The organism is Nostoc sphaeroides (genome assembly GCF_003443655.1).
GTDB lineage: Bacteria > Cyanobacteriota > Cyanobacteriia > Cyanobacteriales > Nostocaceae > Nostoc > Nostoc sphaeroides.
Window position 1 is genome coordinate 5,732,982 of sequence record NZ_CP031941.1, and the last position, 23,807, is coordinate 5,756,788.

Annotated in this window: 22 protein-coding genes; 17 read left to right on the forward strand and 5 right to left on the reverse strand. The window is 42.6% G+C overall.

What is annotated here, in order from left to right; translation table 11 throughout:
• Positions 1–99: 99 nt before the first annotated feature.
• Positions 100–675, forward strand: coding sequence for a hypothetical protein (locus D1367_RS25625; protein ID WP_118169291.1), 576 nt, complete (start codon positions 100–102; stop codon positions 673–675).
• A 106-nt stretch (positions 676–781) separates the two neighbouring features.
• On the forward strand, positions 782–1,738 hold the full coding sequence (locus D1367_RS25630; RefSeq protein ID WP_118169293.1) for an MDR/zinc-dependent alcohol dehydrogenase-like family protein: 957 nt from the start codon (positions 782–784) through the stop codon (positions 1,736–1,738).
• Positions 1,739–1,805: 67 nt separating this feature from the next.
• Here D1367_RS25630 and D1367_RS25635 read toward each other — a convergent pair whose 3' ends face one another.
• From D1367_RS25635 to petP, 4 genes are all read right to left on the reverse strand, one after another.
• The gene (locus tag D1367_RS25635) at positions 1,806–2,093 is read right to left on the reverse strand and encodes a hypothetical protein (RefSeq protein ID WP_118169295.1); all 288 of its coding nucleotides are present in this window, start codon (positions 2,091–2,093) and stop codon (positions 1,806–1,808) included.
• A gap of 83 nt (positions 2,094–2,176) precedes the next feature.
• Positions 2,177–3,247: a chlorophyll synthase ChlG gene (chlG, locus tag D1367_RS25640; protein ID WP_118169297.1), complete on the reverse strand. Its 1,071-nt coding sequence runs from the start codon at positions 3,245–3,247 to the stop codon at positions 2,177–2,179.
• A 139-nt stretch (positions 3,248–3,386) separates the two neighbouring features.
• Positions 3,387–4,487 (reverse strand): Get3/ArsA fold putative tail anchor-mediating ATPase NosAFP, encoded by a 1,101-nt coding sequence (locus D1367_RS25645; RefSeq protein WP_118169299.1) that lies wholly within the window; start codon positions 4,485–4,487, stop codon positions 3,387–3,389.
• Positions 4,488–4,607: 120 nt separating this feature from the next.
• A complete protein-coding gene (petP, locus tag D1367_RS25650) occupies positions 4,608–4,799 on the reverse strand; it encodes a cytochrome b6f subunit PetP (protein ID WP_118169301.1) in 192 nt (63 codons plus the stop codon).
• Between the two features lie 414 nt (positions 4,800–5,213).
• On the opposite strand from petP, the gene D1367_RS25655 reads away from it, so the two are divergent.
• Genes D1367_RS25655 through D1367_RS25665 form a run of 3 tightly spaced genes read left to right on the forward strand, consistent with a single transcriptional unit; the run spans position 5,214 to position 7,466 of the window.
• A complete protein-coding gene (locus tag D1367_RS25655; protein ID WP_118169303.1) occupies positions 5,214–5,942 on the forward strand; it encodes a Uma2 family endonuclease in 729 nt (242 codons plus the stop codon).
• A gap of 18 nt (positions 5,943–5,960) precedes the next feature.
• Positions 5,961–6,779: a Uma2 family endonuclease gene (locus D1367_RS25660; RefSeq protein WP_118169305.1), complete on the forward strand. Its 819-nt coding sequence runs from the start codon at positions 5,961–5,963 to the stop codon at positions 6,777–6,779.
• Between the two features lie 12 nt (positions 6,780–6,791).
• Positions 6,792–7,466 carry a Uma2 family endonuclease gene (locus tag D1367_RS25665; RefSeq protein ID WP_118169308.1) on the forward strand — a complete coding sequence of 225 codons (675 nt, stop codon included), beginning with the start codon at positions 6,792–6,794 and terminating at the stop codon, positions 7,464–7,466.
• A gap of 29 nt (positions 7,467–7,495) precedes the next feature.
• Here the strand turns inward: D1367_RS25665 and D1367_RS25670 are convergent, their stop codons facing one another.
• Entirely contained in the window at positions 7,496–8,611 is a 1,116-nt protein-coding gene (locus D1367_RS25670) for a GumK N-terminal domain-containing glycosyltransferase (RefSeq protein ID WP_118169310.1), read from the reverse strand.
• 312 nt (positions 8,612–8,923) lie between these two features.
• Between D1367_RS25670 and D1367_RS25675 the strand changes: the two genes are divergently transcribed.
• The 12 genes from D1367_RS25675 (at position 8,924) to D1367_RS25735 (ending at position 23,794) form a co-directional block, all read left to right on the forward strand.
• Complete coding sequence (locus tag D1367_RS25675; RefSeq protein ID WP_118169312.1) at positions 8,924–10,252, forward strand: nucleotide sugar dehydrogenase; 1,329 nt, start codon at positions 8,924–8,926, stop codon at positions 10,250–10,252.
• 16 nt (positions 10,253–10,268) lie between these two features.
• The gene (locus tag D1367_RS25680; protein ID WP_228674744.1) at positions 10,269–11,228 is read left to right on the forward strand and encodes a Gfo/Idh/MocA family protein; all 960 of its coding nucleotides are present in this window, start codon (positions 10,269–10,271) and stop codon (positions 11,226–11,228) included.
• The gene (locus D1367_RS25685; protein ID WP_118169317.1) at positions 11,221–11,802 is read left to right on the forward strand and encodes an acyltransferase; all 582 of its coding nucleotides are present in this window, start codon (positions 11,221–11,223) and stop codon (positions 11,800–11,802) included. Before D1367_RS25680 ends, D1367_RS25685 begins: the two co-directional genes overlap by 8 nt.
• Positions 11,799–12,881 carry a DegT/DnrJ/EryC1/StrS family aminotransferase gene (locus tag D1367_RS25690; RefSeq protein ID WP_118169319.1) on the forward strand — a complete coding sequence of 361 codons (1,083 nt, stop codon included), beginning with the start codon at positions 11,799–11,801 and terminating at the stop codon, positions 12,879–12,881. Before D1367_RS25685 ends, D1367_RS25690 begins: the two co-directional genes overlap by 4 nt.
• A gap of 80 nt (positions 12,882–12,961) precedes the next feature.
• Positions 12,962–14,200, forward strand: a complete 1,239-nt coding sequence (locus tag D1367_RS25695) for an RNA-guided endonuclease InsQ/TnpB family protein (RefSeq protein ID WP_118164787.1) — start codon at positions 12,962–12,964, stop codon at positions 14,198–14,200.
• 481 nt (positions 14,201–14,681) lie between these two features.
• Positions 14,682–16,400, forward strand: a complete 1,719-nt coding sequence (locus tag D1367_RS25705; protein ID WP_118169323.1) for a glycosyltransferase — start codon at positions 14,682–14,684, stop codon at positions 16,398–16,400.
• A 6-nt stretch (positions 16,401–16,406) separates the two neighbouring features.
• Positions 16,407–17,654 carry a glycosyltransferase gene (locus D1367_RS25710; RefSeq protein WP_118169325.1) on the forward strand — a complete coding sequence of 416 codons (1,248 nt, stop codon included), beginning with the start codon at positions 16,407–16,409 and terminating at the stop codon, positions 17,652–17,654.
• A gap of 7 nt (positions 17,655–17,661) precedes the next feature.
• On the forward strand, positions 17,662–19,083 hold the full coding sequence (locus D1367_RS25715; RefSeq protein WP_181984962.1) for a glycosyltransferase family 4 protein: 1,422 nt from the start codon (positions 17,662–17,664) through the stop codon (positions 19,081–19,083).
• A gap of 20 nt (positions 19,084–19,103) precedes the next feature.
• Entirely contained in the window at positions 19,104–19,889 is a 786-nt protein-coding gene (locus D1367_RS25720; RefSeq protein ID WP_118169329.1) for an ABC transporter permease, read from the forward strand.
• Positions 19,890–19,892: 3 nt separating this feature from the next.
• Complete coding sequence (locus D1367_RS25725; protein WP_118169331.1) at positions 19,893–21,212, forward strand: ABC transporter ATP-binding protein; 1,320 nt, start codon at positions 19,893–19,895, stop codon at positions 21,210–21,212.
• Between the two features lie 73 nt (positions 21,213–21,285).
• Entirely contained in the window at positions 21,286–22,881 is a 1,596-nt protein-coding gene (locus D1367_RS25730) for a class I SAM-dependent methyltransferase (RefSeq protein ID WP_118169333.1), read from the forward strand.
• Between the two features lie 55 nt (positions 22,882–22,936).
• Positions 22,937–23,794, forward strand: coding sequence for a dTDP-4-dehydrorhamnose reductase family protein (locus tag D1367_RS25735; protein ID WP_118169335.1), 858 nt, complete (start codon positions 22,937–22,939; stop codon positions 23,792–23,794).
• Positions 23,795–23,807 lie beyond the last annotated feature (13 nt).

Genomic DNA, 23,807 nt, shown 5'->3' on the forward strand with positions numbered 1-23,807 from the left:
CTGGTAATAATCCTGCTTTTACTGCAATAACAGTGTAGCAACTAATTTAAGTACAGTTGTGGCTTCCATCACACTGCTTAATTTAGTATAAATAATTTTATGTTGTCTAATCTAGATTTAATTCGAGAGTTTGTGCAAAACTCTATTCATAAAAAAGAAGTTTTGTTGTCAAATCCTGCTTTGACAGCGCTAACAGTCTATAAAACTAACCAACTGATAGCAAAAGCCGAAGGTGTGATTGCCACCGTTCAGCTATCTAAGCCACTATCTGAATTCTCGATTTCTCCAAAATCATCCCAGTGGGAATTGATAAATCAGGCATTAGCAGAATATAGTTATCTCCTCAAAGGAGAAGTGGATAGTAGAGGTTTCTATCAGTATCAATACTGCGAAGTTCCCAAAGGCTATGAGATGCACTGTACTAAATGTGTGCTTCTATGGCGAGCTTGGTGGAAATATCGCAAGTATACTTCAAGACTAGGGATTCCGTTGGAACTTCTGATTAGAAAACGGGATTCATGGTATCCAATTAGAGATTTAATTATTAGCGACGGACTTCTTTATATCAAAACTTTAGGAAGTGAAATAGCACTTGACTCAAACGATCTGGTTACTTGGTTAAGCAAAGTTGATGTAATTAATATTATTAAAGAAATACCTACTACAGAGACATAGGCGTAGCTAGAAGCACACATTTGTACGCCGATACAACCAATTATTATTTTGTAAAGATTTTTGAAAGTGGTATGACAACATAACTCGGCAAAGAAGGTGAAGAGAGATGAAAGGACTTTGGCTCGAAAATAACCAGTTGCAACTACGCACGGATATTACCATTCCTGAACCCCCACAGGGAGAAGCCTTGGTGCGCGTCTTGCGTGCGGGCATTTGTAACACTGACTTGGAACTACTTAGAGGCTACTATCCTTACACTGGTATTTTGGGGCATGAATTTGTCGGTGTTGTTGAACAAGGGCCAGAACACCTAGTTAATCAACGCGTAGTTGGAGAAATTAACGCTGTTTGTGGGCATTGTCGGTTTTGTCGCAGTGGACAACCAACTCACTGCGAAAATCGCACAGTTCTAGGTATTGTCAACCGCAATGGAGCCTTTGGTGAATATCTCTGTTTGCCCATAGAGAACTTACATTTAGTACCTGATAATGTGCCAACAGAAGTAGCAACATTTACTGAACCTATAGCAGCAGCTTTAGAAATTCAGCAGCAAGTGTCATTGCATCCAAATGATCGGGTGCTAGTGGTTGGAGATGGCAAACTAGGGCAGTTAGTAGCCCAGACACTTGCCCTAACTGGCTGTGAACTCTTAGCTGTGGGGCGTCATCAAGATAAACTTGCTAACTTAGAGGCACGGGGGATAAAAACGAGTCTAGCCGATGCTGTTACAGATAGATATTTCGATATCTCAGTAGAATGTACTGGGAACCCAGAAGGATTTGCGATCGCCCGCCGCGCCCTACGTCCCCGTGGTACATTAGTGCTTAAAAGTACTTATGCTGGCAACCTCAGCCTGGATGCTTCTTCATTAGTAGTGGATGAAATAACTCTCATCGGCTCCCGTTGTGGCCCCTTTGTCCCAGCCCTCCACTTGCTAGCCACAGGAAAAGTTGACGTGCAACCTCTCATTCAGGCTTCATACCCCCTCATTGAAGGGCTTGCGGCTTTTGAACACGCTCAAAGGCGCGGTGTTTTGAAGATATTGTTAGAGATTGGTCAATAGTTAGGAGTTAGGAGTTAGGAGTTAGGAGTTTGGAGTTTGGAGTTTGGAGTTATTCTTTCTCATCGCCCTAATACAGATAAGGATTCGTCTTCGGTTGATAGTCACGACAATCGATTGCTTCTTCTGTATTGGCAATAGATGGGCGTACAGTACATTTAAGACGGTAATTGTCGGTAAAAAATTGGCAACCACTACAGGGAATTTGATGCATTTGCTTGGCTGTAGCCACACTATCTCGCGCCGCCGTCCAGAGACTCAAAACAGCGAGAATAGTTACAGTCCAAGCAACGACAAAGCAAATCGGGACTAATAAAGGTTGAATCCCATGAATGAGGAAAGATAACAATTCTAACACGGCATTTGCTGATATAAATTAGGAGCTAGAAGTATATTAACTCCTAACTCCTACTTATTAACTTCTCGCTATAGAAGTATAATTCAAATGCCAGCATGACCCAGCGCTAAACCAGTGACGAGCATTCCTAGAACAAGGAAGGGTTGGGCGCTGGCTTGGTACTTAACATCATTCTTCACAGGATCACGCAGGAAATACATATCCTGTAATGTGATTTGCGGAATGATTAAGAGTATTAGTATTGTGGCATACAAATTCTCATGGATGCTGACGAGATAAGCTGCAATAAATCCTTGAAAGACATCAATCGTTACTACACAAATCCATGCCGCAGTATTGATGCCAAACATTACAGGTAGTGAATTTAATCCTAGCTGGCGATCGCCTTCTACACTCTTAAAATCATTAACAATGGCAATACCCAATCCAGCCAAGCTGTAGAACATTGTCAAAATCACGATTGTGGAATTGAGTTCACCAAACAAAGCGTGTCCTGTAGACCAAGGTAGGGTGATATAGCTTGCACCCAAAGCGTAGCTACCTAGCCAACCATTTTGTTTGAGTTTCAGAGGGGGTGCAGAATAAATGTAGGCGATGAAAGAACCGATGATCGCGATCGCTGTAATTGTCGGGAATTCATGACCAGACCACACATCTAGCGCAAATGCCAAACCATAGCCAGCAATCAGTAATACCCAAATCTGAATAATTACCTGGGGTAGGGGAATTGCCCCAGAGGGAATCGGGCGATAGGGTTCATTGATGGCATCGATTTCGCGATCGTAGTAATCATTGAGGATTTGGGTATAACCTGTCATTAATGGCCCAGCCAGCAGCATACAGGTTGCTACCTTCAACACATTTTCCAGTGTCCAAGTATAGTTACCAGAAGAAGCCGCACCACAGACTACGCCCCAAATTAGGGGAATCCAGGTAATCGGCTTCATTAGCTGCAAACGAATTTTCCAAATTGAAGTTTCCCCAGATGCTGCACCTTTCATCCCCAGCAGTTGCCTAGTTTTTGCACTGCGATCGGCAGATGCGTTCGCCCCTGGCGTTGGCAAAGCCATCGCTTTTTCGCTGGGATTATTTGCCACTGAGTCTAATGCCTCAGATGGGTTAGGGTCTGGGGTAATGGGAGTTGATTCTGACATAAAGCGTATTTTTTTTAGAGTGAGGAGTTAGGAGTTAGAAGTTATGAATTATTAGTTAGGAGTTAGGAGTTATGAATTATTATTTTTATTCCTAACTCCTCACTCTTAACTCCTAACTTTGTTCCTACTCCTAACTAAATTAAAACGAAATTATCAAATAATTATTTTGAAACTTTGCTCCAGTAACGGGTTTGCCACTGAGAGCCGGAGGTAAGGGAATATTCCGTCGCTGATCTCCTGCTTCTACCGTGACTTCTGGCCCATATTGGGTGAGTTTGACTTGCTTTTTGTCAAAACCTGGCAAGAATAGGCGTACTTGACGATTGTGGATGTCTATTTCAATTGGTTTGGGAGCCTGTAGAGCTTGTGCTTCAAAGTTGGGTAGGGCATCTATCAGTGGTTGCCACTCACCTGTTGGCGAGTCGGGAATAACGCTCACAAGTAGGGGAATAAATTCCTCCGATATGTTAACATTTGTCTCAGTAGAAACAAGCAGAACACCACCAACAGTTAAACCAATTTGTTGGGCACTACCCCACAAATAACGAGCATTTGCTACCTCAATAGGATCTCCTGTGGTCACTAAGAAAGCAGCGAGACGCTTAGGATCAGCAAGAGCGGCTCTCCCCTTTTCTAAGAAATTATTAACTTGGTTAGTGGGCGCTGCAAAGTTATCTGCTGTCCAGTTGATATTGAAAAAGCTGCTAATTAGCGGTTGAATCAAGGGTGATTCAGTAATTGTCTTCCCCAAATCAGAGTTGACAAACAATTGCCGAAATCGCCGGATATACCAACTGAGAGATTCTGGCAAACCTAACATCCGCAACGTTAAAGAGTCACCCGTGCCATCGTAGACGATCGCATCATATTTGCCACTAGCATCATATTCGCGGATAGCATTCAGGGCCAGAGCATTGTCCATGCCTGGTAATACTACCAGTTCTTGACCAAAAACCTCTTTGAATATGGGCGTGCGGAGATATTGCGCCTCAAGTTTCTTCACTTCGTCCCAGTTGCGTTCTAGTAGTACAGATGCTTGAAACTGGACTACTTGCAAATTGGGAGCGATTTCCTGCGGATCAGCAGCAATGGGAGTACCCAGCAGAATTGACAGTGTTGGTTCTGCTTGTCCTGCTAGTAGTACACGCTTGCCTTGACTTGCCAATAATTTGGCGGCGGCGATCGCAATTTTGGTACGAGCGGTGCCGCCTTTGCCCAAAAATGTCAATATTAGAGCCATTACTTGATTCCTATTTTCACCGCCGAGCTTTTCAACTCCAACTTAGCACTCAATAAAGAATCTCAGCCTGTGCAATAAATTTCAGATGCCAAGAAAAACTTGGATCTGAGTTCTTGACAACTACACAGGTTTGATTTCATCTTCAAAAAACCAAGTGGAAGTGTTGTCGTCAAACAGCACCACTACACCGATTCCAGCACCATCGGTGACTTTGTAGCCTTGGATGATACCTACTTGCCCTAGTTTTTTTACAACAGGGGCAGAGACGCGATCGCGCAAACGAAAGACTTTAACCTTTTGTCCGATTTCCATGCCTAATTACAATTGAGATAAACCAAGTCTCAGTGTAGCGGAATCTGTGACTCTGCTCTCACAAATTCAGGGGAGATGAGGGAGATGGGGGATGAGGAGGATCTGACTTTTCACTCTTATCTGGAAAACCTCTTTTCTATTTCTCTCTCGTTGTAGGAGAGAGAAATAGAAATTTCCCCCTTAGAGCGACGAGTTGGGGGTTAGGGGGTTAGGTTAATCGTTAGAGCTTTTCCACACATGACCTGAATTGTCAGGAGGAGGATGAGCGGGATGAGGAAGAATAACTCCTAACTCCTAACTTCTAACTCCTAACCTCTAACTCCTAACTCCTAACTTCTAACTCCAAACTCCAAACTCCTAACTTCTGACCTAACAGCTTAAAATTAAATCAACAACCAAACAGGTACAACGATAATGTTTGTCACAGCGCAACAGCTAGAACAACAAATGCCCGATGCAACTCGGTTGTTAAGTGATGAGCCGGAGATGGAAACTTCATTGCACTATATGCAGCTACTGCTGCTAGTAACTTCCCTTGAGTGGCTGTGGCGTGACTCTAATGATTTCTTTATCGGTGCGAATTTAACAATCTATTTTAGCCGTCAGCAGTTGCGAAATCGAGATTTTCGCGGCCCAGACTTTTTTTTGGTCAAAGACACCGAAAAGCGATCGCGCAGTTCCTGGGTAGTCTGGGAGGAAGATGGTCGTTATCCAGATTTGATTATTGAATTACTTTCTGAAAGTACAGCTGATATTGACCGAAATTTGAAGAAAAATCTCTATGAAAATCGATTTCACACACCAGAATATTTTTGGTTTTCGCCGGAGAATTTTGAATTTGCCGGTTTTGAATTAGTAGGCAACAAGTATCAGGAAATTACACCAAATGCGCGGGGATGGCGTTGGAGCGATGTGCTTAGGCTGTATTTAGGCGTAGAAGCAGGTAAATTGCGCTACTTTACACCCGATGGTGATTTAGTTCTAACACCAGAGGAAGCTGCTATTGCAGCCCAGCAACAAGCATCTGTTGCCCAGCAACAAGCATCGGAGGCACAATTACAGTTGGAACAAGAACGGCTGCGATCGCAACAGTTAGCTGAACGTTTGCGATCGTTAGGAGTTAATCCAGATAGCTTGAGTTAAGCAACAAAGGTAGTAGTCATGTATCAAACAGATCCACCCCGTCCGCCACAAGAAACCATGCCTACGATGTATGATTTACCCAGTGAATTAGTAGGGGAATCAGGTTTGCCAGATGAATTTCACTGCATTCAGGCGGATTTGCTCAGTGAAACTTGTCAGCCTCTGACTTATCCATCTGAGGAAATTTTACTTGCTAGTGACTTGAATCTTTACTACGACCCCCGCCATACTTTGTGGTACAAGCGTCCTGATTGGTACATGGTTTTAGGACTACCTAGTGCTAGCCAACAGCAAGACCTACGCTTAAGTTATGTCATTTGGCAAGAGGGAGTTGTTCCATTTTTAATAGTTGAATTACTTTCACCAGGTACAGAACAAGAAGACTTAGGAAAAACACTGCGCGAGATAAATCGACCCCCAACAAAGTGGGAAGTATATGAACGTATTTTGCGGGTTCCCTACTATGTTGTCTACGATCGCTATGAAAATCGTTTGCGTGCCTTTCAACTCATAGGCACTCGCTACGAGGCAATATCTTTACCAGAGAACCGCTTATGGCTGGAAGAGTTAGAACTAGGATTGGGTCTTTGGCAAGGTTCTTATCAGCAGACAACAGGTTTGTGGTTGCGTTGGTATAATGCAGCAGGTTGGGTACCAACGCGACCAGAAAAAGCTGAACAAGAACGTCAACGGGCTGAACAAGAACGTCAACGGGCTGAACAAGAGTATCAACGGGCTGAACAAGAATATCAACGGGCTGAACAAGAATATCAACGAGCAGAGCGATTGGCAGAGTATTTGCGATCGCAAGGAATTGATCCAAATAACCTACCCTAGTAAAAGGTAGCCATGACTACAACCATCAAAATAGTCAATCCCAACATCGAATATCCCAGTTCCGACGGTGAACCATTGGCAGAATCCTACCTACATCTCTACGCAATTCTCACCACCCTAGAAGTAATTAAACAATACCTAGCAGGCAGGCAAGCCACAGTTTTAGCAGACCAATTTCTCTACTATGCTCAAGGTTTTCCCAAATTAAGAGTTGCACCAGATGTGATGGTAATTTTTGATGTGCCGCCTGGGGGTCGGGATAGTTATAAAGTTTGGGAGGAAGGTCAAGTTCCCCAGGTGGTATTTGAAATGACTTCTCAAGGAACTCAAAAACAAGACCAAGAGCAAAAGAAAAATCTCTATGAACAATTAGGGATTTTAGAATATTGGTTATTTGACCCGAAGGGGGAATGGATTGAAGAAAAGTTAAGGGGATATAGGTTAGATGGTGACACTTACCAGTTAATTACGGATGGTATATCTCAACCTCTAGGATTAAGAGTGGTACTGGAGGGGGAAGTTTTAGGATTTTATCGTCTAGATACGGGGGACAAATTACTCACACCGACGGAGTTAGCTGAACAATTACAACAAGAACGCCAAAGAGCGGAACAAGAACGCCAACGGGCTGATAGACTTGCAGAGTATTTGCGATCGCAGGGAGTCGATCCAGATAATTTTAGTTAAGTATAAAATTTTACCAAATCCGTGACACATCAAGTTGAGTTTTTGTCCGTAACTTGTAGCCAGCGACATACTAATTCGTCCCAAGAATAGATTTTATCAGTTTGGATCTGGGAGCGATCATAGGTTTGTGCGGCAATCAAGGCATTGTGAATGCTGCTAGCATCTCCAGGTTGATAGTAAAAAACATGAGGACGAGAAGACGACAAGTAGGTTGGAGCAATAATTGGCAATTTGCAGTAAGTATACTGAATGACTTTGAGACTATCACTAAAACTCTCTGCACCAGGACTGTAGGAAAGTGTATGAAGAGCTATATCTGCATATTTGAGATAAGGGATTGTCACTTCAAAAGGCAACTCACCGTAGGCAGTGATGTTTTTTCTCTGAGGTAAATGGGGTATAGGGCCGATAATATGAAATTGCCAATCAGGGAATAATTGGCTGGCTTGCTCTAGGAAGTTGCGGTCAAAATGAGAGTTTCCCACAAAAACAATATTTGGGTACACTGAGGGTTGATAAGGCGTTGGATAATCCCATACAAAAAGGTCTTTGCGAATACCGTGTAGATGCAATTCTAGGTTGGGTAGTCCTGCAAAAATACGGTAAATGTGTTGACTAGGGACACTGACTAAATCAAATTGAGGAGCCACCCGTTTTTCTGTGTCTAAAACAACCGGATGATTGCGTAATAATCGCAAATCGTCTGACACTCGGTAGATAAACTGGGCGCTGGGATTGAGCCGTTTGCATGTTTCAAATAGAAGTAGAGCAGGGGTACTCTCGAAGATGAAGAGGTCAGCCTGAGAGATCATCGATTCTACTGGTCCCAAAGGAAGCTGACCGTAGAGACGGAACCATCTGCGACTAAGATAGTTGAGGAAATCCCAGCGCAGGTTAGCTGGATGCCAAGGTGTAAACCAGACGTAGCTCCACATTTTTTTCTGCACTTCCTGGAGTTGGTTTGCTTCTTGCAGCACGGGGTACGCTAGGCGATAGTCTCTACGAATCACCGATAGCCAACTTAGGGCTGCTGTTAAAAACACGACTTCCCAACCTTGACGCCAAAGAGCATCAGCCAACCAGTGAAAACCAGCTTTCCGTTTAGAGTTCCAATAATGTCCAGTAATCAAAACTACACGCTTCATAACTAGATAAATATTATAAGTGTGCCAAGCCTGCTAAACTAATACACTAGTAAATTTAATTTCTGCTGAAAAAGCCTTGTGTTGCAACAAAAATATCAATCAACATTATTGTCATTGTCCGCTTTCAGGAATCAGGATAACCCTACCGACAAAGCAATGGAGTTTAAAAAAGGGATTTAACTTTTTCTCTCACATCCACACTCGCACTCAAATCCCTTCTAGCTACTGACTCTTGACCGAAAAAGACTCATGATACAGAGCAAGTCAGATTTTGTAAAAACTGAATAATTAAATAGATTTATCCGTAGAGTAATGATTAACGAACCTCAAACTTTGATTAAGTTACAACAAAAAATTAGGGCGCATACTGCCATTGTTGGTGTTGTCGGACTGGGATATGTGGGTCTACCATTTGCTGTTGAAAAAGCCAAAGTTGGTTATCAAGTACTGGGAATTGAACAAAATCCTAAAAGAGCTGAACAAGTTAACATAGCTGACAATTACATCACAGATATTAAAGATGAAGAATTAAAACAAGTTGTCAGCAGTGGTAAGCTGCAAGCGGTTTTAAATTTTGACCGGGTAGCGGAAATGGATGTAATCGTGATTTGCGTCCCAACGCCGTTGACCAAGAATTTAACACCTAACTTGAGCTACATCGAAAATGTCACCCATGCCATTGCTAAACACTTGAGAACAGGGCAGTTAATCACCCTAGAATCTACCACTTATCCAGGAACCACAGACGAAGTTATGCGACCTTTACTAGAGGAGGTTAGTGGTTTACAGCAAGGACGAGATTTCTTTCTCGCCCATTCACCGGAGCGGGTAGATCCGGGAAATCAGCGTTACACTACCAAAAATACTAGCAAGGTAGTAGGAGCATCAGATACATATTCACTCGAAGTTGCCAAGTTATTCTACGAGCAAACTGTTGAGCATGTAGTACCTGTTAGTAGTGCCAAAGCTGCCGAGCTAGTGAAGGTGTTTGAGAATACCTTTCGGGCTGTCAATATTGCTTTAGTAAATGAATTAGCGCTATTGTGCGATCGCATCGACTTGAATGTTTGGGAAGTCCTAGATGCTGCTAATACCAAACCTTTTGGAATTATGCCTTTCTATCCTGGTCCAGGAGTAGGCGGTCACTGCATCCCCATTGACCCCCATTACTTAGAATGGAAAGCAAAGGAAGTCAATTTCAACACCCATTTTATTGCCTTAGCTGGGGAAATCAATCGTTCCATGCCCGTGTTCGTCCGAGAAAAAGCCCGCAGATGCCTGAATAATTTAGGTATTGCCCCAGCCAGAGCTAGAGTATTGGTGATCGGTGCTGCTTATAAAAAAGATATTGAAGACTGGCGAGAATCACCCGCAATTATGGTAATTAATTATCTACTGGAAGATAAAATGACGGTTACTTACCATGACCCCTACGTACCGCAAATAGAAGTCCGAGGACAGACATTTTCTAGCTTAGAACTAACGGACGAAATAATCGCCGCCGCCGATTTGGTAATTATTGCCACAGAACATAGTCAAATTGATTATGTTAATTTAGTCCAAAAATCTCAAGCAGTTCTAGATACACGGGGTGTGACTCGACATCTAAATTGCGCCAGTGACAAAGTAACTCTCTTGTAGAGAGAAAGATTAAGTGGTGACAGATTATATAAACAAAAAAGTAATAGTGGTCGGCGCTGGAAACTGGGGCAAAAACCTAGTGCGTAATTTCCACAATTTAGGGGCATTAGCTGGGGTCGCTGAAGCCCATCCAGGTCTGCGAGAAGCGATCGCCACAACCTACCCAGATACAGTTACTTATAGTGACTTCCAAGTAGCCCTAGAAACTGATGTCCCGGCGATAGTATTGGCAACTCCTGCACCAACCCATTATCAATTAGCAATGGCAGCCTTAGCAGCAGGTAAGGATGTGTTTGTCGAAAAGCCGATGACGCTCTTAACTAATGAAGCCCGAACGCTTGCCGAATATGCAGACAAACAAGGGCGGATTCTGATGGTGGGTCATTTATTATTGTATCAACCTGCGATCGCTTGGATGCGGGACTATCTAGCCAGTGGCAAGGCGGGAAAGGTGCTACACGTCGCTACGCAAAGGTTGAAACTAGGCAAGGTACGCACACAAGAAAATGTTTGGTGGTCTTTTGCTCCTCATGATGTTTCGGTAGTACTAGATTTGTTAGGAAACCCGCAATTGCAAAAAGTACACGCTCAGGGAAATGCTATTTTGCAACCAGGGATTGCAGATCATGTAGAAGTTGACCTCCGCTTCCAAAGTGGTCAATCTGCTCAGATTAATTGTTCTTGGTACTGGCCATTCACGCAGCGCACTACGGTAGTTATTGCCCAAAAGCAAATGCTGGTTTACGATGAAATCCAACAAACGGTAACAATCCACCACAAATATATCGACCAAGATTTAAACCATCACGACGACGGGAGCGAAATAGTCGAAGTAGCGGCATCTGAACCTCTAAAAATAGAGTGCCAGCACTTCTTAAATTGTGTGAAAACTCGTCAAAAACCCAATTCTGATGGCTGGAATGGAGTAGCAGTTGTAGAAATTTTAGAGGAGGCGCAAAAGTTCTTACATGGCTAACTATTTTGTGCATGAATCTAGTTATGTGGATGAAGGTGCCCAAATTGGTGAAGATACAAAAATTTGGCACTTTTGCCACATCTTGGGCAAAGCTAAAATTGGTGAAAACTGCGTCTTCGGACAGAATGTTTTGGTTTCTAATCACGTAGTCGTTGGCGATTACTGCAAAATTCAAAATAATGTCTCCCTTTATGAGGGAGTGATTCTGGAAGACTACGTTTTTTGTGGGCCAAGCATGGTCTTTACTAATGTCAAAACACCCAGGTGTGAGTTTCCGCGCAATACCAGCAATGATTACCTGAGAACTTTGGTGAAACGGGGAACTAGTATTGGGGCAAATGCGACCATCGTTTGTGGTATAACCTTGAACGAATATGCCTTCGTCGCCGCTGGTGCTGTAGTGACAAAAGATATACCATCATACGCGATCGCCGCCGGAATCCCAGCAAAAATTATTGGTTGGATGAGTGCCTACGGCGATGTGCTAGAGTTTGATGCTGATGCCTATGCCATCGACTCCACAGGAACTAAATATCAAAAAATATCAGAAACAGAGGTTATAAGGGTTTCATGAGCCAAACTAATATTCCCGTCCTCGATCTAAAACCCCAGTACGACAGTATCAAAGCAGAGATTCAGGTGGCGATTTCTCGTGTTTTAGAGTCTGGTCAGTTTATTATGGGGCCAGATGTTAAGCTATTTGAGCAAGAAGTAGCTGCGTATTTGGGGACACGCCATGCGATCGCTGTTAACTCTGGTACTGATGCTTTAGTGATTGGCTTAAAAGCTTTGGGAATTGGTGCAGGGGATGAGGTAATTACAACTCCCTTTAGCTTCTTTGCCACTGCTGAATCAATTAGTAATGTGGGGGCGACACCAATATTTGCCGATGTTAATCCAGATAGTTTCAATATTGATCCAGAGGCAATAATAGCAAAAATTACGCCCAATACCAAAGCAATTATGCCCGTTCACCTTTACGGGAACCCAGCGGCTATGGCTGCGATCGTGGATATTGCTCAAGGGCATAATTTGAAAATAATTGAAGACTGCGCTCAGTCATTTGGCGCACGCTACTACGGCACTTGTTCTGCTTGTAACGACAAATGTCAAAATAGCACTCGCACGACAATTACTGGAAAACAAACAGGCACAATTGGTAACGTGGGAGCCTATTCCTTCTTTCCCTCTAAAAATTTGGGAGCTTATGGGGATGGAGGACTAATTGTTACTGATGACGATCAAGTAGCAGAAATGGCTCGAATGCTACGGGTACATGGGGCGAAGAAGAAGTATCATAATGAGGTTTTGGGTTATAATTCACGTCTGGATACGCTGCAAGCAGCAATTTTACGTGTAAAGTTGCCTCATATTGATCAATGGAATGAAGGTAGACGCTTAGTTGCCAAAACCTACAACCAACTCTTAGCAGATGTCACGGGTGTAGTCACACCAGAACTCGCTGATGGTCATGTGTTTCATCAGTATACAATTAGGATTTTAGATGGAAAGCGCGATCGGGTGCATCAATATTTAACTGCACAAGGTATTGGCTCAATGATTTATCAAATCGCTGTAATACCCCTGCCTCAACGCTTCGTAGTTCGTGGATGTAAAGCGGTCAAAAACGAAACACCTTCTGACCAAAATTGAGCGTAAGCGAAATTAGGGAAGAAGGTAGTTGAGTTTTTGACAATCATGATCTACTATTTATGTAGCAAGAATAGACATAAATGATCGTATTTGAGGCAAAACTTGAAGGACAAAACGAGCAGTATCGAGCGCTTGATGAAGCGATTCGTACTGCTCGTTTTGTGCGTAATAGCTGCCTGAGATACTGGATGGACAATAAGGGCATTGGACGCTATGACCTAAATAAATTTTGCGCTGTACTTGCAGCCAGTATTGAGTTTCCTTGGGTTGACAAGCTGAACTCAATGGCAAGACAAGCCAGTGCTGAAAGGGCGTGGTCTGCAATCGCTCGGTTCTTTGATAACTGCAAAAAAGGTAAACCAGGGAAAAAGGGATTTCCAAAGTTTAAGAAAGAACAAACGCATGGTTCTGTTGAGTACAAAACCTGTGGATGGAAACTTTCTGATGACCGCAGGTATATCACTTTCTCGGATGGATTTAAGGCAGGAACCTTTAAACTCTGGGGAACTCGTGACCTGCATTTCTACCAGCTTAAACAGTTTAAAAGGGTGCGGGTTGTACGTCGTGCAGATGGCTATTATTGCCAATTTTGCATTGACCAAGAGCGAGTTGAAAGACGAGAACCAACAGGAAAAACTATTGGTATTGATGTTGGACTGAACCATTTCTACACCGATAGTAACGGAGAGACAGTCCCCAATCCTAGACATCTTCGCAAGAGTGAGAAGTCTTTGAGGCGGTTGCAACGCCGGATGTCTAAGACTAAAAAAGGTTCTCAAAACAGAATTAAGTTTAGAAATAAACTTGCACGGAAACACCTCAAAGTAAGTCGCCAGCGTAAAGACTTTGCCGTTAAGACAGCAAGGTGCGTGGTGAGGTCTAACGACCTTGTGGCGTATGAAGATTTGATGGTGCGGAATATGGTGAAAAATCACCCCTTGGCTAAGTCTATTAGTGATGCTTCGTGGTCGTTGTTTCGTGATTGGGTTGAGTATTTCGGTAAGGTGTTTGGTGTGGTCACGGTTGCCGTTCCACCTCACTACACCAGTCAGAATTGCTCTAACTGTGGCGAGGTTGTCAAAAAGACGTTCTTAACCAGAACTCATGTTTGTCCTCATTGTGGGCATACCCAAGACAGGGATTGGAACGCAGCGCGGAACATATTAGAAAAAGGATTGAGTACGGCAGGTCACGTCGGAACTAACGCCTCTGGAGAGACTGACCAATACTTGAGTGAGGAAACTCCTTCAAGCAAGTCAACTCGTGGAAAGAGGAAACCCAGAGAGCGATCTTTGGAATCCCCACCCTCAACGAAGTAGGGTGGGGAGGATGTCAATACCCAGTTCCTCAAGATCGCCTACCAGTCTATGCGGGTAAGTACCCAGCTAACCCCATCAGCTATGAGCTAGGCACCGAGGTGTTGAGTTTGCCGATTTGGCCGGAACTAGCAGATCACAAGATAACTGAAATTACCAAGGCGCTGAGAGCGGCGATCGCTGAATCGTAGGTAATTTTTGATGAATGAGCTCACAAACGATGGATATTAGCAGTAAAAAATTTATAGTTATTGGTAGTACGGGCGTAATCGCCTAGCTACACGGTTGATTATTAACACATGCAATACTATACCACAAATTGCTGTGTTCTGGCTATCATAAAACTTTCAACTAATTTTGTTACAACATCCAGGAAAATATAGAATACTCACTAAATGGTTACTATTTTTATGTGCTTATGCGAACGAACAAAGCTAAATAGGCAAAAATATGCGGGTATGCCTTTTTACTTTTAATAAAGAGAATGAAAGAAATAAGAGTGGAAGATATGTACCCTTTAGTATCCGTTGCTATCCCCGTCTACAACGGAGCAAATTACATGCGTGATGCCATTGACAGTGCTTTGGCGCAAACATACCCTAACTTTGAGGTATTAGTTGTCAATGATGGTTCACAGGATGGGGGGGCAACTGAAGAAATTGCCCACTCCTATGGCGATCGCATTCGATATTTTTCCAAGTTTAATGGTGGAGTCGCCTCGGCTTTAAATCTGGCATTAAAAGAAGCCAAAGGTGAATACTTCTGTTGGCTTTCTCATGATGATGTTTACCTTCCAGACAAAGTAGCGAGAGAAATGGAAAAGCTCCTTTCGCTACCTGATGCTAATGCTGTGGTATTCTGTCGCTATTCGATCATGAATCCTGAGGGAAAACATCTATACGATGCTCCCCAACCGCCTGAATTTGCACCCAGTCGAGCTGCTTATCAACTGATACTGGGACAGTGGCTTCATTGCTGCACTATCTTGGCATCCAAGGCATTATATCTTGAGAGTGGCGGTTTCCGGGAAGACTTGCCAACTACGCAAGACTACGACTTATTGGTAAAAATTGGGTTGAGGCATCCGTTTGTAGAACTACCAGAGATACTTCTAAAGGCGCGATCGCACCCAGAACAAGGTTGTTTGACTCTTGGACACCTAAAAGAAGTCGAGCGTTTTTTTGAAGAACACATCCCGTTGTTATCTGAGGAGTATATGCATAACAACTTTACATGGGAGGAGAGCGTTGACGCATTTATGGCATTGGGCCGTCAGATGCGCGATCGCCACTTTGCGAATGGCGTGCTGGTAGTTGCCAAGCAGTTGATTTATTGCGAAGCGCGGCGAGCAGAACCAGAAGCGTTATGGCAGGCGCTTCATGAACTAACTATCAAAGACTATGCTATTGCTTGCGAACAGCAAGCTGTCCAGACAGATCAGCATTCAACTGCACCCTATGCTGAGAACAACCTGAAAGTATTGGCGCGTCGGTGGCTTCCTCCAAAGGCTTGGGACAAACTTCGGAGCTTGCGCGATCGCCTGCAAAATACCCCAGTCTCCACTCAGCAGACTATCCAAAAGGAGGAGGAGCTACGGCTTGCTTCGCTGGATTTTAACAAAATCTACGAAAACAACGGATTTGCGGGAACAGAGTCACGCTCTGGTGAGGGATCTACGCTCTTTCAGACTCGCATTATCCGCGAGAAAATCCCCCAATTATTAGATGAGCTAGGGGTACAACATCTTCTTGATGTGCCGTGTGGAGACTGGCACTGGATGCGCCATGTGAATCTAGCTGAGGTCTACTACACTGGTGGCGATATAGTTCAGACTATTATTGATAAAAATAACAAAGCCTACGGCAAAGAAAATTGCAAATTTGAATACCTAAATATTATTAGTAGCTTACTACCAAAGGCTGATCTGATCCTCTGTCGAGATTGTTTGGTTCACCTCAACTTTATTGACGGGTTAGCTGCCCTTGAACAGTTTCGTAACAGTGGAGCAAAGTGGTTACTCACAACCACATTCACTGAACGAGACAGCAACACTGATCTCTATGAAGGAGATATCTGGCGACCACTTAATCTAGAAAAGCCCCCTTACAATCTCCCTAAACCGGAGCGGTACATCAATGAAGGATGTACTGAGTTCGATGGTTTATTTAGCGATAAGTGCTTGGGATTGTGGCAACTGAACTAATGGTCAATGAAAATTGTGCAGGTTAATTACAAAGATACTGTAGGGTATCGTTTTAATGGAGGTGCTTTAATTCCGTGGTTGCGTAGTTGCGGACACAATGCCGTTCAGGCAGTGGGAATTAAACAGTCTCTTAACGATTCCTCCGTCAATATTGTTCCACACCCGTGGCGCTTCCCAGCAGAGTTCTTCGCTCGGTTAGTACATCGAGTAGAGAGGGCCATCAGCATTCATAACGTACTGTATCCCCAATCTTTCCTTTTGCCTTTTAATCCGGCATTCAAAGCGGCAGATGTAGTCCATTACCACATTATCCATAATGAATTCTTCAGCTATCTGGCTTTTCCTTGGCTGACTAGACTAAAGCCCACAGTGTGGTCTTTACACGACCCTTGGGCAATTACAGGGCATTGTGTCCATCCCTTCGATTGTAAGGGTTGGAAAACTGGCTGTCATCCTTGCCCACACCTTGATTATCCATTCGCCATACGCAAAGATCGAGCATGGCTTAATTACAAACTTAAAAACTTTGCTTATAAATACTCCCAGCTACATCTGATAGTCGCTAGCCAATGGATGCAAAGCTTGGTTGAGCAGTCTCCATTACTGAGTAGATTTCCAGTACATCACATACCTTTTGGATTGGACTTGAATCTCTTCTCACCAGGGAACAAAGCTGAAGCCAAAGCAAAACTTGGTATTCCTACGGATCAGATTGTTATCAGTCTGCGGTCCCTCCAAGGGCCCTATAAGGGACTTGAGTATTCTATTAAAGCATTAGAGCTATTGCCTGCTAATGCAGCAGTTCATGTATTAACCTGTCAGGCAAAAAGCTTACTATCATCTCTGGCAGATAAGTTTCAGATCACGGAACTAGGAGAAATCGATGGTGATGCGGCAATGGTCGATTTTTTTCGTGCCACTGACATACACCTTATGCCTTCTATGGCTGAGAGCTTTGGCATGATGGCGATAGAAGCCGCAGCTTGTGGTGTGCCGTCAGTAGTTTTCTCTGGAACGCCTTTACCAGAAGTTTGTTTTGCACCTGAAGGAGGCATCGCAGTAGAACGGGGTGATAGCCAGAAATTAGCTGAGGCGATCTACTCCCTAATTCGTGATTCACAAAAACGAGAGTTAATGGGCTTCAGAGCCAGAGAATTAGCGGAGCAGAATTATGATTTTGATCGGTATGCTACCAGGATAATGTCGATTTATGCTCAGGCTATCGATAAGCATTCCAGAGCTAAGTTGTGGTAAACATATCATGGATGTTCTAATTGCAGATTTTGATTTCTTTTCCACTGCCGGTGGTGGGCAAACTTACTATCGTAAGCTCGTTGAGCGTAATCCTGGCGTTCGCTTTCATTTCTTCACACGAAATTCTAATTTAGAGCAGTCTGAGCCCAATCAGGATCTAGTGTTGCCCACCAATGCTTTTCCCATTCCTTATAAATGTGACAAGCGTTTGCCATATCTTCTCAACGTCATGCCTGAACAGTTTCCTTGTATTACTCCCGAAATCATCTATGGGATTGCGGATGAGGCAGCAAACATGGCCTACAGTGTCGCGGGTCGAACCTTCGATGTTGTCGATGTGCCAAGTTTTAGATCTGTGCTGCTATTCCTTACAGCGATGTTCCAGTATAATGAGGTTCGATGTAGTACATACGTGTTGAGCATTCATGGATGGGCACACAAAGCCATAGATTTTTCTTGGGAGCGAGAGCGATCGCAAGCCATTGTTAAATCGCTGCTGGCAATGGAACAAGGTTGCCTGGAAGGGGCAGATATCCGCTACGAAATCTCCAAATTTAGCTTTCAGAATACCGAACAGCTAACTTCCTATCCCCTTCTGTATTACGATATTCACAATGTACTTGACTCCATCTGTACTCCGAAAACCCTGGAGCAATCAGCAGACAATCTCCCCGATATCTGGTATCCTGCACGCCTTGATCGACAAAAGGGTGCTGATATCTTTTTGCAAATTGTGTCCCGTTTACCTAAGAATTTGTATGGTAGTATTCGCCTGTGTGGACCTGACGGGGAAGAGGCTGGGCGTACTTGGTCAGATCGAGTTCTTTCCCTAGCTCAGAGCCTTGGAGTTGAAATTTTTTATCACGGTTCGTTAAGTCGCGATCAAGTGATTGAACAGGTTTTTTCCCAACCAAATTACTGTATATTTCCGTCGCGCTATGACTCTTTCGGTTTGGCAATCACAGAAGCGCTTTTTTCTGGATGTCCAGTAGCCGCATCCGATCAATGCGGGGCATCTCATTTTCTTCTAGAAGAATACCCAGAAATTCCCTTTACTTTGTTTGATATCAATAACTTAGATACTGCTGTACAAAAAATTTCTGAAGACTTGGCCCAATATGCCCAACTTCGGGACAATCTTAGACTAACCCTGCTAAAGTCCCCATTGAAGTCTTGGTCTCAAGACGCAGTGATTCCCATCTATCATTCGCAAGCAATCCAAAATCCAGCACAACGGGCTTTGATGGAGAAATATGTTTTCTCCGCAATATTAGCTGCTAAAGCTATGGAAAAATCTGTTTTTTCTACAAAAATAGCTGCTAAATTCATAAAAAATCCTTATATTCTGAGACTCTGGCGCTTGGTTAAATCTATATGCCCTATGTATTTACGCAAAATTCTGCGTAAAATGGCAAGCTTAATCAAATAAGACACTCACATTCATTAGTTATGCCCAGCATTCCGCACTCCGATATTTTACTTTTGTTTAGGATGTCCAGAATGGACATCAGAAAACGTTATCTTGGAACTCTACTAGGTAGTGCATGGGCAATTATTTCTCCTTTGATAACTACTGGTCTCATCTATGTTGTGACGATTTATGGATTAAAAGCTGGGGGCGCTGTGGGGAATGCGTCCTACGTTAACTGGCTAATTTCTGGGATGTTGGCTTGGTTCTTTGTCCTGGAAATCCTGTCCACAGGAATCAATGCTATCGTAGAAAACTCTCATTTGGTTACAAAAATCCGTTTTCCATTGCGCCTACTAGTAATGGTGAAGGTCGTCTCCGCTATGCCAATCCATATTCTGTTGATGCTGATTCTTATGCTTTTAATGGCGGTGCAAGGTGTCGGCTCCTTCGCTTATTGGCTGCAATTGCCATACTACTTTCTCTGTGCAACGATCCTGACGCTGGGAATAAATTATCTCACTTCAGCTGCTCAGGTGTTTACCAGAGATATTGGCAGCGTTATGGGAGTTATTTTACAAGCACTATTCTGGGCTACGCCGATATTCTGGAGAGCAGACTTAATCGCCAATTCAAAATTCGGTTTTCTCCTCTACAGCCCATTCGCGTATATTATTACTGGATACCGCGATAGCCTATTCAATGGATTACCTTTTTGGCAGCGCCCGGTAGAAACCGTAATATTCTGGATCACTGCACTATTTATTTTGTTCTTCGGTATGCTTTTCTTCCAGCGTGTTCGTCCTCACTTTGCTGATGTACTCTAACTTATGTCTGCTCCTATAATTGCTGTTCGGAATCTGAATAAATCTTACCGTCTATATTCTAAACCTGCTGATCGGCTCAAAGAATTACTACTGCCGTGGCGTACTTGGCATTCTTCGTTTTTTGCACTCCAGGACATCAGTTTTGATCTCCAACCGACTGAACATCTTGGCATTATAGGAATGAATGGTGCTGGTAAGTCAACCCTTTTACAGATTCTGGCTGGTGTGTTAACTCCAACTAGCGGAACGGTAGAAATAAATGGGCGTGTCTCTGCACTTCTCGAATTGGGAGCGGGATTTAATCCAGAATTGACTGGGCGAGAAAATGTAGACTTTTTAGCTACAACATTGAATTCTGGAAACAAGATCACAAAAGATGCTATTGATCAGATCATCAATTTTGCTGATATTGGTGAGTTTATAGATCAACCAGTAAAGACCTATTCGAGTGGTATGTTTGTTCGCTTGGCTTTTGCCATCAATATCATTCATGCTCCAGATATTCTCATTATTGATGAGGCGTTGGCAGTTGGTGACATTTTATTCCAGCAGAAATGTATGCGAAGTCTAACTGAGTTTTGTACTCAAGGTACTGTTTTATTTGTCAGTCACGATCCATCATCGGTAAAAAAAATCTGCACTAAAGCATTATGGCTTGAAGGCGGACGGATAAGAGAGTATGGAGATGCCAAAGAAGTTTGCGACAGATATGTTGGTGCAGCTAATGAAGCTTTTGGACGAACTTATATTGAAAATATACCAGAAGTTAAAGTTGATCAACATACATCAAATCTTGTACAAGCACCCCATCATATCTTAGGCAAGACAAAAATTAAAATTGATTTATTATCTAATCTGAAAGCAGGGTTATTTGAAAAATATGATTGTATTGGAACACGTGAAGCCGAAATTCTAGACGCATCGTTTGAGAAGATAGATGAAAGTGATTCTGTAATGTTTACAGGTAATGAGTTGTGCCGATTGGTTGTTTACGTGCGATCGCTAAAGGAATTGCCAAATGCTGTAGTTGGTTTTATCGTGAAAGATAAGCTTGGTCAGTATATTTTGGGGCTGAATTCCCTTGATTGTAAACTGCCACTCAATATATTGGCGGATCGGGTTTATGCGGTTGTCTTTGAGTTTAACTTGCCAAAAATAGCAAATGGTAATTACACTACTGATTTGGCAATTGCTGAAGGTGATGTGAACAACTATAGACAATTGCACTGGGTTTATGATGCGTTGCAATTTGCGGTTGAGAGATTGGACTATCGTGGTGTAATGATAGAACCTTTATTTGATAGTGTTTATTTGCTAGACTAGGTTTTTAAATTAAGCTATTTATGTTCTTATAGTTATCACTACAAGATTTTTTTACTCTATTGTGAGGTTCGTCATGAATACTGATATTTTAGATGTTATTTATAATGAGGGTGAAAGATTAATTCCTTTTGTCACTCACAACGATGATGAGGTGATTCGACATTTTAGCTCCTATAATTTCTTTACTAAAATTATTAAGATGGATCTTGATAAAAGTGATGTCAATGAAATTAATGTTTTGGATGTCGGCTTTGGTTGTGGATATGGTTGTTTCATCTTTTCTAAAATACCAGGTGTAAAGCAGGTAACTGGAATAGATGTATCTTATGCTTGCAAATCATTTGCTCAGGAAAACTATGGAGCCAGAAATATTGATTTTGTGGTGGCAGATGCAGCAGAATACTTAGCGCAAAATCAACCATTTAGTTACATAACATCAAGAGGTGTGCTTGAACACATACCAAACGGACTTAATTTGACAAAAAACTCAAATTATGATCAACGTTTAATTATTGATGTACCGTACAATGAGAAATCTGGAAATCAGCATCATGTTATCGTTGGCATTAAAGAAGATGCGTTTCAGGGTTATGAAAACTACGAATTATTTTACGAGGGACTTGACGGTACTATATACGACACTGCAACCAAACCCTCTGATGCAAATATGATCCTTTGTGTGGCCAGTCGCAAAGGCTTGGCGCGTGTCAGTGAAATGTTTGATTTTCCGATCCAGCCGGTAAGTATAGAATATGTAAAAAGCGAGATGTTAGCTCGTTCTGAGGATTCTGTTATTCAGTCGGAGAATCGTTACTTTAATTACAAAAATCCTACAGACTTACTATTAGCGGTAGAGAACGCCATTCAACACGTAGATGTTGTGTTGGATATTGGGCCAGGGATTGTCCCAATGAATTATTTCCGACCAAAATTTCATATTTTATTAGAGCCTTTTGATGAGTATGTTCAGATTTTAACCAATAGATTTGCAAATGATGGAAGCGTGTTTGTAATATCTGGGACATCTCAAAATTTAATGAGCAGTTTTGCTGCCAATTCTGTTGATACAGTTTTTTTACTGGATGTTATTGAGCATCTTACAAAAGATGATGGCGTAAGTGTACTAGTACACGCAGAACGGGTTGCCAGAAAGCAGATCATTGTGTTCACTCCTTTGGGTTTTATGCCTCAGACAGTTCATGAAGGAGAGAAAGATGGATGGGGTTTAGGAGGTGCGTCAGTGCAAGAACATCTTTCTGGTTGGGTACCGGAGGATTTTGGAGCAGGGTGGGATTTTCATATTTGTGAAACATTCCATAAGGTAGATTTCAGAAATCAATTACTTAGTAAAGAATACGGTGCGTTTTTTGCAATTAAGAATTTTTTTGGTAAGCCCACCCCAATTCCGCAATCAATTTCGGATATTCGCAAACTTTTGCCATCTGAGGTTGAGTTGGAAAAAGTCAGAGTAGAGTTGATGGAGACTAAAGCTATTTTAGTCAATACACAAAATCAATTAGTCGATACACAAAATCAATTAGTCAATACACAAAATCAATTAGTCGATACACAAAATCAATTGCAGAAAATTTCTGAACACCTGGTAGTTAGAGTTTTGAGAAAAGGAAGAACAAGTATGATAAATTTTGGAAAGTTTTTTATTAGGTAGACGTTTGCATACATCATAATAAGTTACTGGAAATCATATTGATAGATGGCAAAATATGAAAGTTTTGGTCATTGGCGTTACTGGAATGTTAGGCAATGCCGTATTCCGAACGTTCTTAAACAGCGGTACTGGTTATGATGTAGTTGGTACTGCGCGTAGCGAGAGTGCTTACCGCTTCTTTGATGCAACAACCACCGAAAACATTATTACTGGGGTTGACGTGGAGAATCACGATTTGTTGGTCAAAGTATTTGCAAAGGTGCGCCCCCAGATAGTAATAAATTGCGTTGGTTTGGTGAAACAACTTGCTGAAGCTAACGATCCACTTTTGGCAGTACCCCTCAATACCTTACTACCCCATCGGCTTGCGGCTCTCTGCTCCGTTGTCGGCGCTCGCTTAATTCATATTAGTACCGATTGCGTTTTCTCTGGTGAGAAGGGTAATTATCTTGAGACTGACTTTCCCGATGGCAAGGATCTCTATGGTCGTTCTAAGTTGTTAGGAGAGGTAAATTATACCCACACGATCACACTCCGTACTTCAATAATTGGACATGAACTGTCTGGGAGTCGAAGTCTTATTGGCTGGTTTATATCACAGAAAAATCAGGTGAAGGGTTTTACTCGTGCTATATTTTCAGGACTGCCAACAGTTGAGTTAGCACGAGTGATCCATGATTTTGTTTTGCCACGCCCGAATTTGCACGGTTTATATCATGTAGCGGCAAAGCCAATCGACAAGTACCAATTACTGAAGTTCGTAGCCGAAGTGTACGACAAAAAAATAGAAATTGTGCCTGATGATAGCTTTGTAATTGACCGTTCTCTGAATGCTCAGAAGTTTTATGAGGCTACGGGTTATGTGGCCCCACAATGGGAAGATTTGATCACACGAATGTATGAGTTCAAATAATTTATTCAGGTAG